The 18,483-nt window shown below is 66.3% G+C and carries 16 protein-coding genes; 5 read left to right on the top strand and 11 right to left on the bottom strand.

The genetic code is table 11. The annotated features are described in order from the left end of the window. Window positions 1-113 precede the first annotated feature (113 nt). Window positions 114-3,929 (top strand): glycosyltransferase, encoded by a 3,816-nt coding sequence (locus GTK09_RS14365; RefSeq protein WP_163463863.1) that lies wholly within the window; start codon window positions 114-116, stop codon window positions 3,927-3,929. A gap of 130 nt (window positions 3,930-4,059) precedes the next feature. Here GTK09_RS14365 and GTK09_RS14360 read toward each other — a convergent pair whose 3' ends face one another. From GTK09_RS14360 to GTK09_RS14335, 6 genes are all read right to left on the bottom strand, one after another. Further along, the gene (locus GTK09_RS14360) at window positions 4,060-5,013 is read right to left on the bottom strand and encodes a lytic transglycosylase domain-containing protein (RefSeq protein ID WP_376768006.1); all 954 of its coding nucleotides are present in this window, start codon (window positions 5,011-5,013) and stop codon (window positions 4,060-4,062) included. A 77-nt stretch (window positions 5,014-5,090) separates the two neighbouring features. Continuing rightward, window positions 5,091-6,359, bottom strand: a complete 1,269-nt coding sequence (gene ispG / locus GTK09_RS14355) for a flavodoxin-dependent (E)-4-hydroxy-3-methylbut-2-enyl-diphosphate synthase (RefSeq protein WP_163463861.1) — start codon at window positions 6,357-6,359, stop codon at window positions 5,091-5,093. A 164-nt stretch (window positions 6,360-6,523) separates the two neighbouring features. Continuing rightward, window positions 6,524-7,486 (bottom strand): efflux RND transporter periplasmic adaptor subunit, encoded by a 963-nt coding sequence (locus tag GTK09_RS14350; protein WP_163463860.1) that lies wholly within the window; start codon window positions 7,484-7,486, stop codon window positions 6,524-6,526. Further along, entirely contained in the window at window positions 7,471-7,680 is a 210-nt protein-coding gene (locus GTK09_RS14345) for a DUF1656 domain-containing protein (protein ID WP_163463859.1), read from the bottom strand. The genes GTK09_RS14350 and GTK09_RS14345 overlap by 16 nt, the downstream gene beginning before the upstream one ends. 9 nt (window positions 7,681-7,689) lie before the next feature. Then, window positions 7,690-9,768 carry an FUSC family protein gene (locus GTK09_RS14340; protein WP_163463858.1) on the bottom strand — a complete coding sequence of 693 codons (2,079 nt, stop codon included), beginning with the start codon at window positions 9,766-9,768 and terminating at the stop codon, window positions 7,690-7,692. Next, on the bottom strand, window positions 9,768-10,253 hold the full coding sequence (locus tag GTK09_RS14335) for a MarR family winged helix-turn-helix transcriptional regulator (RefSeq protein WP_163463857.1): 486 nt from the start codon (window positions 10,251-10,253) through the stop codon (window positions 9,768-9,770). The genes GTK09_RS14340 and GTK09_RS14335 overlap by 1 nt, the downstream gene beginning before the upstream one ends. Before the next feature lie 194 nt (window positions 10,254-10,447). Here GTK09_RS14335 and GTK09_RS14330 point away from each other — a divergent pair, with 194 nt between their 5' ends. From GTK09_RS14330 to GTK09_RS14320, 3 genes are all read left to right on the top strand, one after another. Further along, window positions 10,448-10,621 (top strand): DUF3309 family protein, encoded by a 174-nt coding sequence (locus tag GTK09_RS14330; protein ID WP_163463856.1) that lies wholly within the window; start codon window positions 10,448-10,450, stop codon window positions 10,619-10,621. 105 nt (window positions 10,622-10,726) lie between these two features. Next, window positions 10,727-10,885 carry a DUF3309 family protein gene (locus tag GTK09_RS14325; protein ID WP_163463855.1) on the top strand — a complete coding sequence of 53 codons (159 nt, stop codon included), beginning with the start codon at window positions 10,727-10,729 and terminating at the stop codon, window positions 10,883-10,885. Between the two features lie 167 nt (window positions 10,886-11,052). Further along, window positions 11,053-11,979: a cytochrome c gene (locus GTK09_RS14320; RefSeq protein WP_163463854.1), complete on the top strand. Its 927-nt coding sequence runs from the start codon at window positions 11,053-11,055 to the stop codon at window positions 11,977-11,979. 136 nt (window positions 11,980-12,115) lie between these two features. On the opposite strand, the gene GTK09_RS14315 is transcribed toward GTK09_RS14320, so the two are convergent. Beyond that, window positions 12,116-12,823 (bottom strand): DUF1013 domain-containing protein, encoded by a 708-nt coding sequence (locus GTK09_RS14315; RefSeq protein WP_163463853.1) that lies wholly within the window; start codon window positions 12,821-12,823, stop codon window positions 12,116-12,118. Window positions 12,824-13,216: 393 nt separating this feature from the next. Then, entirely contained in the window at window positions 13,217-14,224 is a 1,008-nt protein-coding gene (locus tag GTK09_RS14310; protein ID WP_163463852.1) for an NAD(P)H-quinone oxidoreductase, read from the bottom strand. A gap of 400 nt (window positions 14,225-14,624) precedes the next feature. On the opposite strand from GTK09_RS14310, the gene rcdA reads away from it, so the two are divergent. Beyond that, window positions 14,625-15,146 carry a protease adaptor protein RcdA gene (gene rcdA, locus GTK09_RS14305; RefSeq protein ID WP_163463851.1) on the top strand — a complete coding sequence of 174 codons (522 nt, stop codon included), beginning with the start codon at window positions 14,625-14,627 and terminating at the stop codon, window positions 15,144-15,146. A 96-nt stretch (window positions 15,147-15,242) separates the two neighbouring features. On the opposite strand, the gene GTK09_RS14300 is transcribed toward rcdA, so the two are convergent. The 3 genes from GTK09_RS14300 to GTK09_RS14290 all read right to left on the bottom strand — a co-directional run bounded on the left by GTK09_RS14300 (window position 15,243) and on the right by GTK09_RS14290 (window position 18,473). After that, window positions 15,243-16,727 carry a cobyric acid synthase gene (locus tag GTK09_RS14300; protein ID WP_163463850.1) on the bottom strand — a complete coding sequence of 495 codons (1,485 nt, stop codon included), beginning with the start codon at window positions 16,725-16,727 and terminating at the stop codon, window positions 15,243-15,245. Window positions 16,728-16,756: 29 nt separating this feature from the next. Next, the gene (locus GTK09_RS14295) at window positions 16,757-17,500 is read right to left on the bottom strand and encodes a TSUP family transporter (RefSeq protein ID WP_163463849.1); all 744 of its coding nucleotides are present in this window, start codon (window positions 17,498-17,500) and stop codon (window positions 16,757-16,759) included. 118 nt (window positions 17,501-17,618) lie between these two features. Continuing rightward, the gene (locus GTK09_RS14290; protein ID WP_163463848.1) at window positions 17,619-18,473 is read right to left on the bottom strand and encodes a universal stress protein; all 855 of its coding nucleotides are present in this window, start codon (window positions 18,471-18,473) and stop codon (window positions 17,619-17,621) included. Between the last annotated feature and the right edge of the window lie 10 nt (window positions 18,474-18,483).

Here is an 18,483-nt window from a genome sequence, read left to right as displayed (position 1 = left end):
AGGGTTCTTCTTCCTCGTTCGATCGTCTGCTTCGTCCTTTCAAGCCGCGGCAAGATGGATCGGGCGAGCGGCGGCCCAACGGCGAGTGGAGCGCACTGTCGAAGACCGCGACGTTGCTGAGCGGTGCGCGCCCGCTGATCAAGGCCGGCGACAAGGCGAATGCCGAGCGCCGCTGGCACGATGCCCAGAAAGCCTACGGGGAAGCCCTGCGCCGCAATCCGAAGCTCGAATCGGTGTGGGTCCAGTACGGTCACGCCCTGAAGGAGCAGGGCTTCGCGTCTCGGGCGGAGGACGCCTACCGGCGGGCGCTCAAGCTGCGCGGCGACAAGGCCGACACGCATCTGCAACTCGGCCACGCCCTGAAGATCCAGGGCAAGCGCACCGAAGCCGTCGCAGCCTATCGCGAAGCCTACATGATCGACCCCTCGTCGCCTCACGTGGCGGAGGAACTGCGAGCAATCGCGGCGCCGATCCCGAGCGAAGAGGAAATCGTCCAATATCATCGGGAGCGTCACGGCAGGGACGCGCCGCTCAAGCCGGTGGCGCTGCTGGCCGCTCCGGCGGGGTCAAGCCCGACCGGCCCCTTGGAGCAGCGGCTTCTTTCCAGCGACATCAGCCCGGCCTTGCTGAGCAAGTTTGACGCGGAATACTATTATTACTCAAGCAAATCATTGCGCGCGCGCCAAAAGAGCTTCGATAAGGAAGCCGCGCTGAAGCATTTCGTATCGGTGGGAATCGACGACGTCGCGACCATCCGGGAAGGCTACGACTTCGAGCCGAGCTTCTATGTCGAGACCTATGCCAAGGAAGTCACCTCGCCGGCGCCCTCGGACATCTATCGCCATTACCTGAAGGAAGGGATCGCGGCAAATCACTGGCCGAACCGGCGGCTGTGGCTCGAGAGTCTGCTCGGCCCGGGCGTGCGGGGGCTGCCGTCGCTCGAACTTCCGTCTTTCGCAGGATCGGACGCCACGAGCAGATACGTCGATCGGTTCGGTCTGCTGATGAACGAGGTGATGGTGAACAACGCCACGCCGGTCGCGATCGAGACGCGCCACGCGCCGCTGCTTGTTCTGATCGCGGACCGCCTCGTGTTGGAGGGCAAGGACGACCAGGCGCTGACCGCCTATCAGAAGATCCTGCAGCGGGTGCCGGACTTCGCGCCGGCGCTGCGCCACTATGCCGACTGCCTGCTGCGTCGCAAATGCTACCTCGAGGCTGCGGAAATCTATGAGAGGCTGACCCAGACCAGCGATTCGAACATCTGGACCTACATCAATCTGGCGCATTGCGCCGAACAGGTCGGTGATCAGTTTGCGGCCCTCAAGACATTGAAGGACGGCATCGAACGCTTTCCGGCCGATCTCGGGCTGAGGCGTCGCTTCCACGATCTCGCGCCGCGGTTCCTGACGTCGTCCTGGCTGCTCGCCAATGCCGAGGCGAGCGACGGGCGTCTTGCCGAGGCCCAGCGTCGGATCGAAAGCGATTGCGACGCCATCCACGAACTGCTGCGTCCGGAGAGCACGGCGGAAAAGCGCTACGTCCGCACGGTCGCACTGATGGGCAATTTCGATCTGCCCCAATGCCGCTTCTACCGGATCGACCAGAAGATCGAACAGCTGAAGGCGGCCGGCTTCGTCGTGGAGTCGTTCGATTTCAAGGACAACCTCGACCGGTTCCTCGAAAAGGTCCATTGCTTCGACGCCGTGATCTTTTTCCGGGTGCCGTCCTATTACGAGATGATCCGCGCGATCGAGAAGGCGCGCGAAGTCGGATGCGCGACATTCTATGAGGTCGACGACCTCATATTCGATTCGGAGTACTTTCCGCCGGCGCTTGAATCCTACGACGCCCAGTTTACCCAGAAAGAACATGACGGTCTGGCGCTTGGCGTGCCGTTGTTCCGCTCAGCCCTGAAATATTGCGAGAACGCGCTGGTCTCCACCAAGCCCCTGGTCCGGTACGTTCAAGGGGTGGCGGGCGCGGACAAGCCCACTTTCGTCCACGCGAATGCGCTGCACAGCCCGCACGCCCAGCATGTCGGCCATACGATGGTGCAGACCAAGGAGCAGGTCACGATCTTCTACGGATCGGGGACGAAGGCCCACAAGCAGGACTTCCAGGAATTGGTCGAGCCGGCGCTCGTCGCCATGGCCAGGAAGTACGGCGACAAGGTCTCCATCGTCCTTGCCGGCTATATGACGCCGGGCAAGAAGCTCGGCGAATACCCGGACAACCTGGTGATGTTGCCGCCGGTTTGGGACGTCCATCAGTTCTGGTCGGCGCTTTCTGCCGCAGATATCAATCTCGCCGTTCTGAAGCCTGCGGCCACGACCGACGTGAAGAGCGAGATCAAGTGGCTGGAAGCGGCGATGCTCGGGATCCCGTCGATCGTCAGCGACACGGCGCTCTACGAGGAGGTGATCGAGGACGGCGTCGACGGGATCATTGCCCGCACCCCGAAGGAATGGACCGAAGCACTCGACCGGCTCATCCGGCAGCCGGAGTTGCGGGCTGCCATCGGTGCGAAGGCGCGGGAAAAGGCGCTGAAGCAATACGGCATCCCGGCCATGGCCAAGAACATCACCGAGATCATTCGCTCGGCGAGTCTGCCGGCGCCGGACAAGCGCAAGCGCGTCCTCGTCGTCAACGTCTTCTATCCGCCCCAGGCGCTCGGTGGCGCGACGCGCGTCGTCCACGACAATGTCAGGCATTTCGCCGCAAACCATTCGGACGAATTCGCCTTCGAGGTGTTCTGCTCCATCGAAGGTGGCAGCGAAGCCTATAAGGTCTCCAGTCACGCTGCGGACGGGGTCCGTGTCGTCGGCGTCACCACGCCGGATCTGCCGGATATCGACCGGATCGTCTACGACGAGAAGATGGCGAAGGTCTTCAGCGACTATCTCGACGTCTGCCAGCCCGACATCATCCACTTCCATTGCATCCAGCGGCTGACGGCGGCGGTGGTGCTCGAAGCGCGGCGCCGTGGCATCCCCTACGTGGTGACGGCCCATGACGGCTGGTGGATTTCCGACGAGCAGTTCCTGCTCGGCAAGGACGACCAGATCGTTCTCTACGACCACGCCAATCCTGCGTCGCAGCTCGGCCGGATACCGCCCGAACAGTTCTCGACGCGCATGCAACTGCGCGAATGTCTGCTCGGAGCGGAGAAAGTGATGGCGGTCTCGGAAGCCTTCGCCGAGGTCTATCGCAGCGCCGGCGTCCACAACGCCGTGGCGGTGCCGAACGGCGGCTCGGATATCATCCCGGCGCCGCGCATTCCCTCGCCCGACGGCAAGGTTCGCCTCGGCTTCATCGGTGGGCTGGCGAGGCACAAGGGCTATCATTTGATTCAGCGGGCTCTCTTGAGCGGAGAGTTCAAGAACCTGCGCTTCGTCTTCATCGATCACGCCATGGCCGCGGGAACCCGCCGCCAAGGCCGGCTCGGCACGACCGAACTCGACATCCGCCCGAAGGTGCCGCAGAGCAAGGTGGCCGAGCTCTATGCCGAATTCGACGTGCTCGTCGCGCCTTCGGTGTGGCCGGAAGCCTACGGCCTGGTGACCCGAGAAGCACTGATGTGCGGCTGCTGGGTGATCGCCTCGGACCGGGGGGCGATCGGAGAGGACGTCGTCGAAGGCCAGAACGGCTTCAGGATCGACGTTTCCAGCCCGGAGGGCCTGATGAAGGCGCTGCAGGAGATCGACCGCGATCCGCGGCGTTATCTGAAGTCGCCCGCAGCGAGCGTGAACATGCGCCAAGCGTCGGATCAGGCGGAAGATCTGATCGGGATCTATGAAGAAATTCTGGCCGCGCGGGGCGGAGTCGGCTCGGACGATCTCGAGCAGCAGATGAAGGCGGACCCTGAGCCGGCCTCCGAAATTTCCAGCATCGATGCGAACCGACTGCGGGAAGTCCTGTCGGACTGATTTGAAGAGGCATCCCCGATGCTTGCGGGTTTCGCATCGCGACGTTCGGGGAGCCTTCGGCCTCGGCCTGGATTGGCAGACCGCGGCGTGCTCCCCGGAACGTGTCCGCCTGCGTTCTTGCTGGGTGGTGTCAGCGGTTCTTCATCACGATGCAGGAGGCTCCGGCGCCCTTCAGCTTGATGCAGAACTGATTCGCCTCCGCCCGGCTGTCGGCGCCGATGCGCACGGCCCAGATGCGTCCAAGGCCCGGCGCCCGTTCGCGCAGGACCAGCGGCGCCTTGCCGCCGAGCAGCTTCGGGACCTGCGACTGCACCCGTCGAAACATCGCCATCGCCACGGATTGGCTGGGGTTGCCGGCGATCTGGACGCCCCACGGCTTCATCGGCGCTCCCGTATCGAGCGAGGCGAAGACGGAGCGGCTCTCGATGATCGGCAGCCGCTCGCAGGACTGGCCGAACTCCTTGTCTTCTTCGAGCGGTCGGGGCTCGATCTCGCGACCGTCTTCCTGGAACCAGACGGCGGGGCGGAAGGTGATCGCGGCGACGTAGTCTTCCGTTTCGGAAGGCAACCGACCGCCGATGGCGATCCAGCGCTTCACCCGGTTGATCCCGCCATTGTAGGCGGCGGCGGCGAGGCCCCAATTGCCGAGTTCGGATCTGAGATCTGCGAGATAGAGCGCCGAATGGCGGATCGCCTCGGCGCTGTCGTAGGGATCGGATAGGCCGCGCTCGGCAGCGGTGTAGGGCATGAACTGGGCGATGCCCTGTGCGCCCACCGGCGAGCGCGCTTCCGCATCGAAACGGCTCTCCTTCCAGATCAGCCGGGCGAAGAAGGAGGGGGGCATGCCGACGGCATCGGCGTTTTCGGCGATCAGGCGGCAGATGCGTCGCACCGGCGGCTCGTCGTCATCCTTGGCCTCGGCGGCGCCGGACATCGCGTCGGTCGCGCCGAAACGCGGCGGCGAAGGCGGATAGGCAAGGGCCGGCATGGCGATCGCGGCATTCTCGGTCGTCCGTGGTGGGTCCGCTGCCGCGAGAGGTGCCGCGCCGAGCACGATGGCAAGCGAGAGAAGGAGCCGCAACACAGCGCGTGACGCCCCTGGAAGCGATGCTGCGTCGCCGCAATCGGCGACACCCGGACCAGGGACGGTTCGCGATGCCCTCATTCGGCAGCGCTGCGCCCTTGGCCGAACCGCCGCTCGATGTAGTCGGCGACCATCGCCTGGAACTCCGCGGCGATGTTCGGCCCGCGCAGCGTCACCGACTTCTTGCCGTCGACGAATACGGGGGCTGCGGGCGTCTCGCCGGTGCCTGGGAGCGAGATGCCGATGTCGGCGTGCTTGGATTCGCCGGGACCGTTGACGATGCAGCCCATCACCGCGACGTTCAGCGCCTCGACGCCCGGATATTTTTCCCGCCACACCGGCATGTTGACACGGATGTCGTTCTGGATCTTCTCGGCGAGTTCCTGGAACACCGTCGAGGTGGTTCGGCCGCAGCCGGGGCAGGCGGCGACGACGGGGATGAACTGTCGAAAGCCCATCGTCTGCAGCAATTCCTGGGCGACCTGCACCTCCTTGGTGCGATCGCCGCCCGGCTCCGGCGTCAGCGAGACGCGGATCGTGTCGCCGATGCCGTCCTGGAGCAGGATGCCCATGGCGGCGGAGGAGGCGACGATGCCCTTCGAGCCCATGCCCGCCTCGGTGAGGCCGAGATGCAGGGCATGATCGGTGCGGCGCGACAGGTCGCGATAGACGGCGATGAGGTCCTGCACCTGGCTGACCTTGGCCGACAGGATGATCTTGGTCTTCGGCAGGCCGATCTCCTCGGCGAGAGCGGCCGAGAGCAGCGCCGACTGGATGATCGCCTCGCGCGTCACGGCCCGCGCCGAACGGGGCTTGGGCGAGGCGTTGTTGGCGTCCATCAGCCGGGTCAGCAGTTCCTGGTCGAGCGAGCCCCAGTTGACGCCGATGCGCACCGGCTTGTCGTAGCGGATCGCCATTTCCACGATGTCGGAGAACTGCTTGTCCCGCTTGTCCCTGAAGCCGACGTTCCCGGGATTGATGCGATATTTCGCCAGGGCCTCGGCGCAGGCCGGGTGATCGGCGAGAAGCTTGTGGCCGATATAGTGGAAGTCGCCGACCAAAGGCACGTTCATGCCCAGGCGCTCCAGCCGCTCGCGCACCTTCGGAACGGCCGCGGCGGATTCGTCCCGGTCGACGGTGATGCGGACGATTTCCGAGCCGGCCTTCGACAGCGCAGCGACCTGCGCGACGGTGGCGTCGATATCGGCAGTGTCGGTGTTGGTCATCGACTGCACGACCACCGGCGCGCCGCCGCCGACCAGCACTCCGCCGACATCGACGCCGACGGTCGCGCGCCGCGGCGCTGGGTCTGCCTCGATGGCGTCGATCGGCGTCTGGATGGTCATCGCGTCGGTCCTCGTCGGAGGAAAATCAAAAGCATCGGCTTCGAGGTGGCGCGTTCCCCACCGCTTGTCAATTCTCGCCGGCGGGCGTGACGGAACCGTGACGGCGCGATCTTGCCGCAACGGGCGAAGCGGGCGGGAGGAGAGCTGGTTGCCCAACGGCCCGATCAACCGGCCGGTTCGACCGCGGCAGGCCGCGCCGTCGCGGGCTCTGCGGCGGAGGCGTCGGCGGGAGCGCCGCCGCCACGGCGCGGATGGACGCTGACGGTGGCGGTCAGTCCGGCGACGAGCCGCGTTCCCGCCGGCACGTCGTCGAGTGCGACGCGCACCGGCACGCGCTGGGCCAGCCGCACCCAGGAGAAGGTCGGCGTGACGTTAGCGAGGAGGTTCGAGCCATTGGTGCGCTCGCGGTCCTCGATGCCGGCGGCGATGCTTTCGACATGGCCGCGCAGCGTTTGCGGGTGCCCCATCAGTTCGACGGAGACTGCATCGCCGACGGCGATCCGCGGCAACTGGTTCTCCTCGAAATAACCCTCGACCCTCAGCGTGTCGGTGTCGATCAGCGCCAGGACGCCGGCGCCGCTCGAGACGTAGTCGCCGGGATTGAGCGACAGATTGCTGACCACGCCGTTGACCGGCGCGCGCACCTCGGTCCGAGCCAGATTGAGGGCGGCGAGGTCCCGGTTCGCCTTCGCCTCGTCATAGGCGGCAGAGGCCTGCTCGACGGCGAGATCCGCCTGCTCGATATTCTGTTGGGAGACCGCCGGGCCGTTCTTCAGCCGGTGGTAGCGCTCGGCGTCGCGCCTGGCCTGGTCGAGAGAGGCCGACCGGTCCTTCAGCGTGGCGTCGGCGAGGTCGAGAGCGATCTGGAACCGCTCCGGGTCGATGCGCACGAGGACGTCGCCCTTCTCGACCGTCTGGTTGTCGGAGACCAGCACCGCCGCGACCGGACCCGCGACGTCCGGGGCGATGGAGACGACGTCGGCGCGCACGTGCCCGTCGCGGGTCCATGGCGTCTGCATGTAGCCCTGCCAGAAATTCCAGCCGACGGCGAGCGCGACGGCGAAGAGGGTGAGGGTGAAAGCGGCTTTGAGCAGCCGGGAAAAGCGGGCGATCATGACGGATACCATTCAGCGACGTTCGCCGCCGTGGCGGCGAGGATGATGAAGATCGAGAGGTCGAACAGCGCCGGATGCCAGACGAGGCGATAGACGCCGAGGCGGGCGAGGACCTTCTTGAGAAGCAAGAGCACCCCATAGGATGCGAGAAGCAGGACGAGGAGCCTCGGGACGAAGACCCCGAAGATCGAGAAATCACCGATCATTTGAAACTCCTATTCCGCCGCGATGGCGAAGTCGGCTTCGACAGGCCGCGCGAGAGCCGGCCGGTCGGGCGGGGAGGGCGGCGGCGCGGCGGCGTAAAGCGCCCGCCTGAGTCCGATCAGCGCCTGCAGCGCCCGTCGCCCGTCGCCCGGCCCGGCGGCAGGTTCGCCGAAGGCGCCGAGCGCCGCGTCGATATGCGCGAGAAGATCGGCCTCGGCCGAAGCCGTCGACGCATCCGCGGCCTTTTGCCGAAAGAGCCGGGCGACACCGGAAAGCACCGCCGCCACTTCGGCCTTTTGCGGCCCTTGCAGCCGCCTGACGGCCTCCCTGAGGTCGAGAACGTTGAGGCCGACGCGCATTTCCGCGAAAGCTTCGGCGCTCTTGTCCGCCGCATCGGGGCCGAGGCGTGGCACGAGTTGGCCGAGCCGGTCGAAGAAGCGGCCGGCGAAGACCGGCGCGGCAGCCCGGCTTCTCCCGTCGGCTAGCGAGGCGATTTCGCTCCACCCCTGGGCTTCGAGACGCCGGGCCGCCAGCGCCGAGCCGAATGGCCGCGTCAGGATCGTCCAGACGATGACGAAGACCACGCCGAGGACGGCGGCGATCGCGCCGTTGACGAAGAGGGTGAAATCCGCTGCATAGACCTCCTGCAGCGTCATCAGCGTCGCACTGTTGACCGCGAGGAGCAGCCCGATGAACATCGTCTTCGGCCGGGCGATGAGGATCGGCAGAGCGAGATAGACCGGGGCGAAGACGACGACGAGCCCGGTGAAGGTGGTGACCTGCGGCAGGACGCCGAAAACGTAGATGCCGGCGACGATGCAACCGAGCGTCGTCAGGACGGCCATCTGCTTGAGTTGCGGCAGCGGGTTGTCGAGCGATGCGAAGAACGCGCCGGCGACCGCTGCGATGAGCACGAAACCGGCGCCCTGGTCCCAGCCCGAATAGATCCAGATCAGCGAGGCGCAGAACAGGCAGAGGATCGCCGAGCCGGCGGCAAAGGCCATCATGCCGTGGTCGTAATGCGGCACCTCGGCGGCGACGTTGGCGAGCCGCAGGGACGGCCGCCGCTCGGCCCTGCGTCCGGCGAGGATCTGTGTTTTCAACGTGACGCAGTCGCTCCACAGATCGACGACCTCCGAAAGTCGCGCCAAGGCGCTGTGGCGCAGTAGCGCGTTCCAGTCGCCGCCCCCCGCGGAGCGATTGCGAAGGTCGGCAATCCGGCCTGCGAGCCGTCGGCTGCCGTTGCGATGGGCTTCGCCCCTGCTCGCCACCCAGGCGTCGAGTTCCCAGCACAGGACCTCGAGCTCCGGCGGCAGCCTTCCGGTCTCGTTGCTGATCGCGGCCAGGCGGTCGGCGAGGGAGGACAGGAGCGCCGGCAGCATCACCAGCCGGCCGCGCAGTTCGCGGGCGCTGCGCACGACGGCCGCCATCTCCGGGTCGTAGCGCAACTGTCCGATCAACTGGTCGACGGCCCGGAGGTCCGGCGCGAGCTTCATCGTCTCGCCGAGCCGCGCATCGCCGTTGCCGCCGAGCACGTCGCGGATCCACGAGCCCGCATCGCCCAGCCAGCCGTCGACGCGGCCCGCCACGACCGCCCCGAGGCTCTGGGGCAGGACGAGAGCGCTGACGAGGCTGGTGCAGGTGATGCCGAGGATGATCTCCTCGGACCGCGCCAAGGCAACGTCGAAGACCGTCGAAGGATCGCCCACCGTCGGCAGGGCGATCAGCGGCAGCGTGTAGCCCGACAGCATCAGCATGTAGGAGCGTGGCGAGCGGTCGAGGAAGGAGACGAACAGCATGCCGCCCGTCCAGATGGCGACGACGGCACTGAGGACGATCGGCTCGCCGACGAAGAGCGGCGTGAAGAACACCGCCGCGGAGGCGCCGAACACCGTTCCGAGCGCCCGGTAGAGCGCCTTCGAGCGGGTCGCGCCGGCAAGCGGATTGGCGACGATGAACACCGTCGCCATCGCCCAATAGGGTCGAGGCAGACCGGCGGCGAGCGCGATGTAGAGGGCGAGCATGGACGCGGCGAAGGTCTTCGCCGCGAAGATCCACTCCCGCCCGCTGGGCAGGGGAAGGGCTGACATCAGGGCGTCTCTTCGAGTTTTCCCGTCGCCCCCGAGTCGTCCTCCCCCAACGGTGGCTGATAGGCCTTGAAGGCGGCGAAGACGCGAAGCGTCGCCTCGATGTCCTCCCGCGGAACGGTGTCCAGAACCTGGGCTCGCAAGGCGACCAGATCGGCCTCGATGCTGGCCATCACGTTGCGGCCACGCTCGGTCAGCCACAGCGTCTTGGCGCGGCGATCGGCCGGGTCTTCGCGTCGCTCGACGAGGCCGCATTCGCATAGCTGGTCGAGAAGCCGGACGAGAGACGGGCCCTCCATGCCGACCTCCTCGGCCACCGGGCCCTGGCGCACGCCGTCGCCGAGGCGGCCGATCGCCACCAGCGGATGGGCGCAGGCCTCCGAGATTCCATGGGCGTCGATATGGGCGCGTACGTGTTTGCGCCAGATCCGGCCGATCCTCAAAAGATTGGTCGTCAGGTCGAACTGGAGCGATGCATCCTGTGTCATAGCCAAATTAATAGGATGCTACTTAATAGGATGCAACTATTAAACTCGAGGAATGGATGCGAACGGTGTGTCGCCCATATCGTTGACGGAATGGCCGCGGACGCGGCATGCCGCGTGTTGCGACGCCCGTGGATTGGGTGTGCCCATCCGCAGCTCGGCCGCAGGCGGGCGGATCAAAAAACGGGAGAGTGCAAATGGACGTGGGATATGGCCCGATCGTCGTTGTCATCGTCTTTCTGGCGCTGATCGCCGCGATGCCGACATGGCCCTATTCCCGGCAGTGGGGGTATCGGCCGACGCTCGTCCTCGGGATCATCTTCGTGATGATCGCGGTCTTCGTGGCGATCGGAGGATTCGGGCCGGCATGAGTCCAAGTCGTGGCGAAATGTTAACCAAGCCGATGGAGCCGAAGGGAACGCAATTCTCGTTCAACGGTTTGTGAGGCATCACAACAACGGCGAAGGAAACGCGCCATGAGCCTCGGTACGATCCTCCTCATCATCGTCATCCTGCTCCTCGTCGGCGCGCTGCCGACATGGGGATATTCGGGAGGCTGGGGCTACGGTCCCTCCGGCATCCTCGGCCTCGTGCTGGTGGTGGTGCTGATCCTTCTCCTGCTCGGCCGCATCTGACGATAAGCCGACCGGCGCGCCGCCAGTCTCGGCGGCGGCCGGCTCTGCGGCCGGTCGCGACCCGCCGCCCGGAGCGCCGGGACGAGCTTCAGCCGGCTTGACGGTTCGCGCCCGGCCCCGCAATCCTCCCCCGCCGGCTTTGAGCGGGCCGGGTAAGAGGCGTTGCGATGCTGAAGAAAATCCTGATCTCCCTGATCATCGTCGTGTTGGTCGCCGCCGCTGCGCTCTACGCCCTCGCCAGGCCCGACCGGCTCGATGCAGAGCAGATCGCCGCCGAAGGCAGCGGCGAGGCGACACGCGGCGAGCGCCTCTTCTGGGCCGGCGGCTGCGTCTCCTGCCACGCGCCCTCGAAGGCGAAGGGCGAGGAGCGGCTGAAGCTGGCCGGTGGCGACCCGCTGCCCACCCGCTTCGGCACGTTCCACGCACCCAACATTTCGCCGGATGAGGAAGACGGGATCGGGCGCTGGAGCCTTGCCGACTTCGCCGACGCCCTGCAGCGCGGCGTCGACCCCGAAGGCCGGCACCTCTACCCGGCCTTCCCCTACACCTCCTATGTCCGAATGACGAAGCAGGACGTTGCCGACCTTTGGGCCTTCCTGAAGACGTTGCCGCCGGTCAAGGGCGTGGCGCCGGCAAACGAGCTCGACTTTCCCTTCAACATCCGACCGGCGCTCGGGCTGTGGAAACTGGTGTTCCTCGGTGACGGCTCGCCGGCGATCGACCTGCCGCAGGATGCCCCGGAAGTGGCCCGTGCCGGCCAGTATCTCGTCGAGGGCCCCGGCCATTGCGGCGAATGCCACACGCCCCGCAGCTTCTGGGGGGCGGGCGGTCTCCAGACGGACCAGTGGCTTGCCGGTGCACCCAACCCCGAGGGGAAGGGCAACGTCCCGAACATCACGCCGTCGAAGGCCGGCATCGGCTCGTGGTCGGCCGAGGACATCGCCTATTATCTGGAAAGCGGCTTCACTCCGGACTTCGATTCGGTCGGCGGTTCGATGGTCGAGGTGCAGGAAAACATCGCCAAGCTGCCCGCGAGCGACCGCGAGGCGATCGCCGCCTATCTGAAGGCCGTGCCTCCGGGGGGCGGAGAATAAGAGACGGGCGGCACGCAGCGAAGCGCAGCCAAGCCGCTTCGCAGCTTCCGAGAAACCAGAACGCCGCGCCCACTTTTATGGACGCGGCGCTGAAAATCGCTGCCGGCAAAGGCTCGGTGGATGGCGTGAGCGAGGCTCAGCGCCGGTCGTCCTCGTCCTCTTCCGGCTCCTCGCGGCGCATGGAGGAGAGCTTGGCGAAGACCGCGGCCTCGTCGATTTCGTCGTCTTCGTTGGACGAGCGCTCCAGCGGCGACCAGTTCTGGGTCTGAGCGGCGGAGAGAAGGCGCTCTTCCTCGGCGAGGTCCTCGGCGCGCGGCGGCATGTCCCGCGTCGCCTTCTCGACCTCCAGATCGAGATCGATCTGCGAGCAGAGGCCGAGGGTGACCGGGTCCATCGGCGTCAGATTGGCCGAGTTCCAGTGGGTGCGTTCGCGGATCTGCTCGATGGTGTTCTTGGTCGTGCCGACGAGACGCGAGATCTGCGCGTCCTTGAGTTCGGGATGGTTGCGCACCAGCCAGAGGATGGCGTTCGGCCGGTCCTGGCGCTTGGAAACCGGCGTGTAGCGCGGGCCCTTGCGCTTCGATTCGGGCACCCGGACCTTCGGCGGCGCCAGCTTCAGCTTGTGCTTGATGTCCTTCTCGCCGCGCTCGATCTCGTCGCGATTAAGCTGGCCGGTCATGATCGGATCGAGGCCCTTGATGCCCTGCGCGGATTCTCCGTCGGCAATCGCCTTCACCTCGAGCGGGTGCATGGTGCAGAAGTCGGCGATCTGCTCGAAGGAGAGCGAGGTATTGTCGACCAGCCAGACGGCGGTCGCCTTCGGCATCAACAATTGCTGGGCCATGGATAAAATCCTCCTGTTCGCCTGTCCGGGGAGGGCAGGCCGTGGATCATCTCAGGATGTCCGGGAAATCGCGTTCGATATAAATCGTTCACGATGTCAGCGCAAGGAAAAGACGGGGCGACGCATCCCAAGTCCACGTTCCTGCATCGATTCACATGCAAGTGACGAGAACCGACAGCCTGGAGAGCACGAATACCGAGACGCTTCGAAGCCGATGTCGAAGGCTCCGCGCGTCTCGCGCTTCGGCATTGCGAGCAGCACGAGGATGACCCTCACCATGGCGACGCGGCCGGCCGACCGGTCTCGTGGCACCATTTCGGATACGGCGCCACGAGGCGGCGGCACGAGAGAAGTCGTCTCGTCGGCAGAGGGCGAATTGCGCCGGTCGAAACGCTAGGCGTCGCCGCGCCCGGTGGTCAGGACGATCTTGCCGATATGGTCGTCGTCCATGTGTCGGTGGGCATCGGCTGCCGCTCCCAACGGGTAGGTCCGGTCGATCAGCGGCTTGACCTTGCCGCTCTCGATCAAAGGCAGGACGTGCGTGGAGAGTTCCTCGGCGATTTGTGCCTTGAATTCGACCGGCCGGTTGCGCAGCGTCGAGCCGGTGAGCGTCAGCCGCTTGCGCATGATCTTGAACAGGTCGATTTCGGCCTTGGCACCTTTCTGGACTGCGATCTGGACGATCCTGCCATCTTCCGCCGCCACTTCGACGTTGCGGGCGGCGTAGTCCCCCCCGATCATGTCGAGGGTAATGTCGATGCCCTTGCCGCCGGTCGCCTCCTTCAACGCTGCGACGAAGTCGGCGTCCTTGTAGTTGATGCAGCCGTCCGCGCCGAGCCGTTCGGCGGCGCGGCACTTGTCGTCGCTGCCGGCCGTCGCGAAGACTCTCGCTCCGAAGGCATGAGCCAGCTGGATCGCCGTCGTGCCGATACCCGACGTTCCGCCATGGACGAGGAACGTCTCGCCGGCCTTCAGGCCGCCGCGCTGGAAGACGTTGTGCCAGACGGTGAAGAAGGTCTCCGGAAAGCCGGCTGCTTCGACGAGGCTCAGCGCCGTGGGCACCATCAGGGCGTTGGCTTCTGCCACCACGACGAAGTCGGCGTAGCCGCCGCCGGCAACGAGGGCCATGACCCGATCGCCTTCGGAAAAACGCGTTGCCCCGTCGCCGAGCCTCGCGACGCGGCCCGCGACTTCCAGGCCGGGCCATTCGGGGGCGCCGGGGGGCGGGGGGTAAAGGCCCTGGCGCTGCATGACGTCGGGCCGGTTGACGCCCGCGGCACCGACTTCGATCAGGATCTCACCTTCGCCCGGTGTCGGCACGTCGCGCTTGGCGATGCGCAGCGCCTCTGGTCCGCCTGGCTCGCCGATTTCCACAACGCGCATTTCACGGTCCGCCACCATGTCCGATCCTCTTTCGTCTCGCTTGCCTTCAAGCCTCAAATCCCGGCCCGCCGAACCAAAGGTAGAGGAATTCTTGCGATGAGAAGCTGCCGTTAAGGGCTGGGTAAGGTTTCGAAGGTATCACTGAATTCAGTCCAGTTCGCTGGATAGGCGGCGCGGTTTTCCGCACCGTCTGACGCCTCCCTGTTGAAACTCCTGAGAGCCGTTTTCCAACGGCTCTTTTTTTTGCCCTGCGCCCGGATTGTGGGTATTAACCGAGGTTAAGGAAAAGCTACCGGCATGGCTTGCTTCGGCGGCCAAGCCGCAGCACTTTGGCCCGGCGACAAGGCATTACATGTTGCCTTCGTTGTGATTCATCCGGCAGGCAGGCAGGAGTTGGCGCTAGGCGATGGCACCTCAGATGACAGATTCGCGTGAAGACGACCGGACCGTCAAGCTCGCCGAGCACCTGGCGTTCTCGCGATCGTTTCAGCCGCTCTTCAACGAGGGCATGGCGATGGTCGACGAGACGGCCGGCTATCTCGACGGCGAGGGCCGGGCCGAGGCGAAGCGTCTCGACCGGGCGGGTGCGACGCTCTATGCCGCCGAATCGATGCGATTGACCACGCGTCTGATGCAGGTCGCCTCATGGCTGCTGCTGCAACGCGCGGCCAATCAGGGCGACATGTCGCGCAGCCAGGTCGAGGCTGAAAAGGTCAAGGTGCGCCTGGAAGGTCTCGGCTCGGCAAAGGAGTCGCCGCAATATGGCCAACTGCCGGAGCGCTTCCGCGACCTCGTCGAACGGGCGATCAAGCTCGAACGGCGCATCGCCATGCTCGACCGGGAAATCTATGGAACCGGCGGCCCCGACGAGCCTGGAACCGAGGCGAACAACCCGGTCGGCCAGCAGATCGACCTTTTGAAGACGGCGTTCCACGGCTGAGGGCGAAATTCGGCTGCAGCATGCATTGTGGCCGAGGGTGGGCGTCTTTGACGCCTTCATATCCTCGGTCCGTCCCGCTGCGGACATATGCAGCGCTCATCGCCCCGCCGCGATCGCCATCAGCCGTTCAACATCGATGACCCGTTCGAGAGCGTCCGCGATCTCGTCGAGCGCCGCCTCCACGGACTGACCGTATCCGGTCTCCCCGCCGGCGACCCCGAACCGCGCGAGGAACGCCCGGCGGAATTCGTCGGCCCCGAACAGGCCGTGGAGATAGGTGCCCGAGATGTGCCCGTCACGCGACGTCGCCCCATCCGGCGCGCCATCCAAGATCGCCACCGGACGCGCGCAGTCCGGCCCGCTCGTCTTGCCCAGATGGATCTCGTAGCCTTCGAGCGAGAGTCCGCCCGGCGTCGTTGCCCGGCCGGGGCGAACGGTCTTTTCCGGTTGCATGACCGTCTCGACGTCGAGCAGCCCGAGCCCCTCCGCCGCGCGCTCCTCGCCCTCGATCCCGTCCGGGTCCCGCACCGTGTTGCCGAGCATCTGGTAGCCGCCGCAAAGGCCGACGACATGACCGCCGCGGGCGACATGGGCGGCAATGTCGCGGTCCCAGCCGTTCGCCCTGAGGGTTGCAAGGTCGCCGATGGTCGACTTCGATCCCGGCAGAACGACGAGCTTGGCTCCCTCGGGCAGCCGCTCGCCGGGACGCACGAAGACGACCGCGATGTCGGGCTCGGCCTTCAGGGGATCGAGATCGTCGAAATTGGCGATCCGGCCGATGACCGGCACCGCGACCTTCAGCCGCGCCGTTTTCGTGGCGGCAACACCGGGCCGCTCCAGTGCGACGGAATCTTCCGCCGGCAGGCGGGCTGCGGCGGCAAGATGTGGGACGACGCCGAGACTTTCCCAGCCGGTGAAGCGGGTGATCGCGGTCAGTCCTTCGTCGAACAACGACGGGTCGCCGCGAAAGCGGTTGATCAGATAGGCCTTCACCATCGCCCGGTCGCTCTCCGGCAGGATCGCGTGGGTGCCGACGAGCGAGGCGATGACGCCGCCGCGGTCGATGTCGCCGACGAGGATCACCGGGACATTCGCGGCCGTCGCAAAGCCCATATTGGCGATGTCGTTCTGGCGCAGGTTGATCTCGGCGGCCGAGCCGGCGCCCTCGACGACGACGAGATCGGCCTCGCCCGACAGCCGCTCGAAGCTTGCGAGCACCGTGTCGAGAAACCGCGCCTTCAGCGCCTGATATTCGCGGCCCTTGGCGGCGCCCGCCACCTTGCCGGCCACGACGATCTGGCTGCCGGTCTCCGACTGCGGCTTGAGCAGCACCGGGTTCATGTCGGTGGTCGGCGGGATCCGGCAGGCCAGCGCCTGCAGCCATTGCGCCCGGCCGATCTCGCCGAATTCCCCCGAGCCGGGGATCATCGCGACGGCGGCGTTGTTCGACATGTTCTGCGGTTTGAACGGGCGCACGGCGAGGCCGCGATTAGCAAACAGCCGGCAGAGGCCGGCGACGAGCACCGACTTGCCGACGTCGGACCCTGTCCCCTGCAGCATGATCGCCGGTGTCCTGCCCATGGGCCGCTCCCTCTTCTGTGCTCCCCGGCCTACTGCCAGAGGAGCTTGATGGCCAGCGCCAGGCAGACGACGACGAGCAGCGGGCGGATGAACCTCGCGCCGAAGCGCATGGCCGTCATCGCGCCGAGCCTTGCGCCGACGAATTGTGCGACGCCCATCATCAGGCCGAGCTTCCAGATCACCGAACCGGCGAGCGCGAAGACGGCGAAGCCGCCGAGATTGGAGGCGAAGTTGAGGAGCTTCGTATGCGCCGTCGCCTTGAGGACGCCGTAGCCGGCGAGAGCGACGAAGGCCAGCATGAAGAACGAGCCGGTGCCGGGCCCGAACAGCCCGTCATAGGCGCCGATCAGCGGCACCAGCGTGAAGGCGAAGACTGCCGGCGAGAGGCGCCGTTCCGCGTCGATGTCGGACATGCCGGGTTTGAGCGCGAAGAACAGCGCGACGGCGATCAAGAGGAAGGGCAGGCCGGTTTCGAGAATCTCCGTCGGCAGGATCCGCGCCCCGAGCGCGCCGAGACACGCGCCGGCAAAGGACAGGACGGCCACCGGCGCCTGTTCCCTGAGGTTCATGTGCCCCTTTGCGGCATAGGCGATCGTCGCCGAGCCCGAGCCGAACAGCGACTGCACCTTGTTGGTGCCGAGCGCCGTCAGCGGGTCGAGGCCCGCGAGAAGCAATGCGGGAATGGTGATCAGCCCGCCGCCGCCGGCCACCGCGTCGACATAGCCGGCGAGGAAGGCCGCGGCGACGAGAAAGAGGATGATATCGATTGTCATGGGTGCCGGTTTCGAAGGGAAACCGCCCCTAGCACGCGGGGTGACCGAAGCTCAATCGAAACGGCACTGCAGCTTCGGGGCGTTCCTCCGCACCGAGGCCGCAAGGTCTCCGTGCGCCTCAGCGAATGACTAGAACGGGGATGGCGCAGGACTGGATGATCTGCGTCGTGGTGCTGCCGACGATGAGCCGGCGGATGCGCGAATGGCCGTAGGCGCCCATCACCAGAAGATCGATCCCGTCCTGACCGACGCGCTTGGCGATCCGCTCGTCGGCATCGCCGCTCGCCGTCTTCACCGTCACCTCGTAGCCGGCCGCCTTGAGCTGTCGCTGGGCCTCGCCAAGGCGCTCGCCGGCGTCGCCCGTCGGCTCGCCGACCATGAAGAGTTTGCACGGAACGCCCGTCAGCAGAGGGCTCGCCGCCAGCTTCTCGACGATCGTGCCCGAACTGCGGCCGCCGTCGAAGGCCACCAGGAAGCGCCGGATCGGCCGGAAGGCGCGCGAGGCGACCAGCACCGGCTTGGAGCTTGCCCGGATCACCCGCTCCAGATTGGAGCCGAGATGGCCCTTGGCGAAATCGGCGGCCTCGCCGCGCTTGCCGATGACGACGAGGCGCGCCTCGGCCTCCATGTCGGAGATCGCATCGGCGACGTCGCCGTTGCGCAGATGCTTTTCGACCTTGGCTGCGCCGCGTTCCTTCACGCGGGCCCCCGCCTGATCGAGCAGCAGCCGGCCGCGCCGGACCGACACCTTCGACTTCTTCTCGTCGAGCTCCGACAATTCGGCGAGAAGCGCTTCGCGCTCGCCGAATTCCAGATTGCCGGAAAAATCGATCGCCCGGCTCGACGTCTCCCGACGGCCGAGGGCATGGACGAGATCGACCGGCACGCCGAGCCGCTCCGCCGCCCATGCGGCATGATCGCAGACGCTTTCGGCATAGGTCGATCCGTCCACGCAGGCCAAAATTCTGGTCATCTTCGCCTCC

It is taken from the genome of Jiella pacifica, from assembly GCF_010500815.1.
Lineage (GTDB): Bacteria > Pseudomonadota > Alphaproteobacteria > Rhizobiales > Rhizobiaceae > Jiella > Jiella pacifica.
Note: the sequence above shows the minus strand (reverse complement) of the source record. Positions and strands in the feature narration are given on the sequence as shown.

Bases quoted from the DNA above. Each gene is read 5' to 3' on its own strand.
- ispG (WP_163463861.1), bottom strand. From the start codon at position 6,359: ATGACCATCCAGACGCCGATCGACGCCATCGAGGCAGACCCAGCGCCG.
- GTK09_RS14350 (WP_163463860.1), bottom strand. From the start codon at position 7,486: ATGGTATCCGTCATGATCGCCCGCTTTTCCCGGCTGCTCAAAGCCGCT.
- GTK09_RS14345 (WP_163463859.1), bottom strand. From the start codon at position 7,680: ATGATCGGTGATTTCTCGATCTTCGGGGTCTTCGTCCCGAGGCTCCTC.
- GTK09_RS14340 (WP_163463858.1), bottom strand. From the start codon at position 9,768: ATGTCAGCCCTTCCCCTGCCCAGCGGGCGGGAGTGGATCTTCGCGGCG.
- GTK09_RS14335 (WP_163463857.1), bottom strand. From the start codon at position 10,253: ATGACACAGGATGCATCGCTCCAGTTCGACCTGACGACCAATCTTTTG.
- GTK09_RS14330 (WP_163463856.1), top strand. From the start codon at position 10,448: ATGGACGTGGGATATGGCCCGATCGTCGTTGTCATCGTCTTTCTGGCG.
- GTK09_RS14325 (WP_163463855.1), top strand. From the start codon at position 10,727: ATGAGCCTCGGTACGATCCTCCTCATCATCGTCATCCTGCTCCTCGTC.
- GTK09_RS14320 (WP_163463854.1), top strand. From the start codon at position 11,053: ATGCTGAAGAAAATCCTGATCTCCCTGATCATCGTCGTGTTGGTCGCC.
- GTK09_RS14315 (WP_163463853.1), bottom strand. From the start codon at position 12,823: ATGGCCCAGCAATTGTTGATGCCGAAGGCGACCGCCGTCTGGCTGGTC.
- GTK09_RS14310 (WP_163463852.1), bottom strand. From the start codon at position 14,224: ATGGTGGCGGACCGTGAAATGCGCGTTGTGGAAATCGGCGAGCCAGGC.
- rcdA (WP_163463851.1), top strand. From the start codon at position 14,625: ATGACAGATTCGCGTGAAGACGACCGGACCGTCAAGCTCGCCGAGCAC.
- GTK09_RS14300 (WP_163463850.1), bottom strand. From the start codon at position 16,727: ATGGGCAGGACACCGGCGATCATGCTGCAGGGGACAGGGTCCGACGTC.
- GTK09_RS14295 (WP_163463849.1), bottom strand. From the start codon at position 17,500: ATGACAATCGATATCATCCTCTTTCTCGTCGCCGCGGCCTTCCTCGCC.
- GTK09_RS14290 (WP_163463848.1), bottom strand. From the start codon at position 18,473: ATGACCAGAATTTTGGCCTGCGTGGACGGATCGACCTATGCCGAAAGC.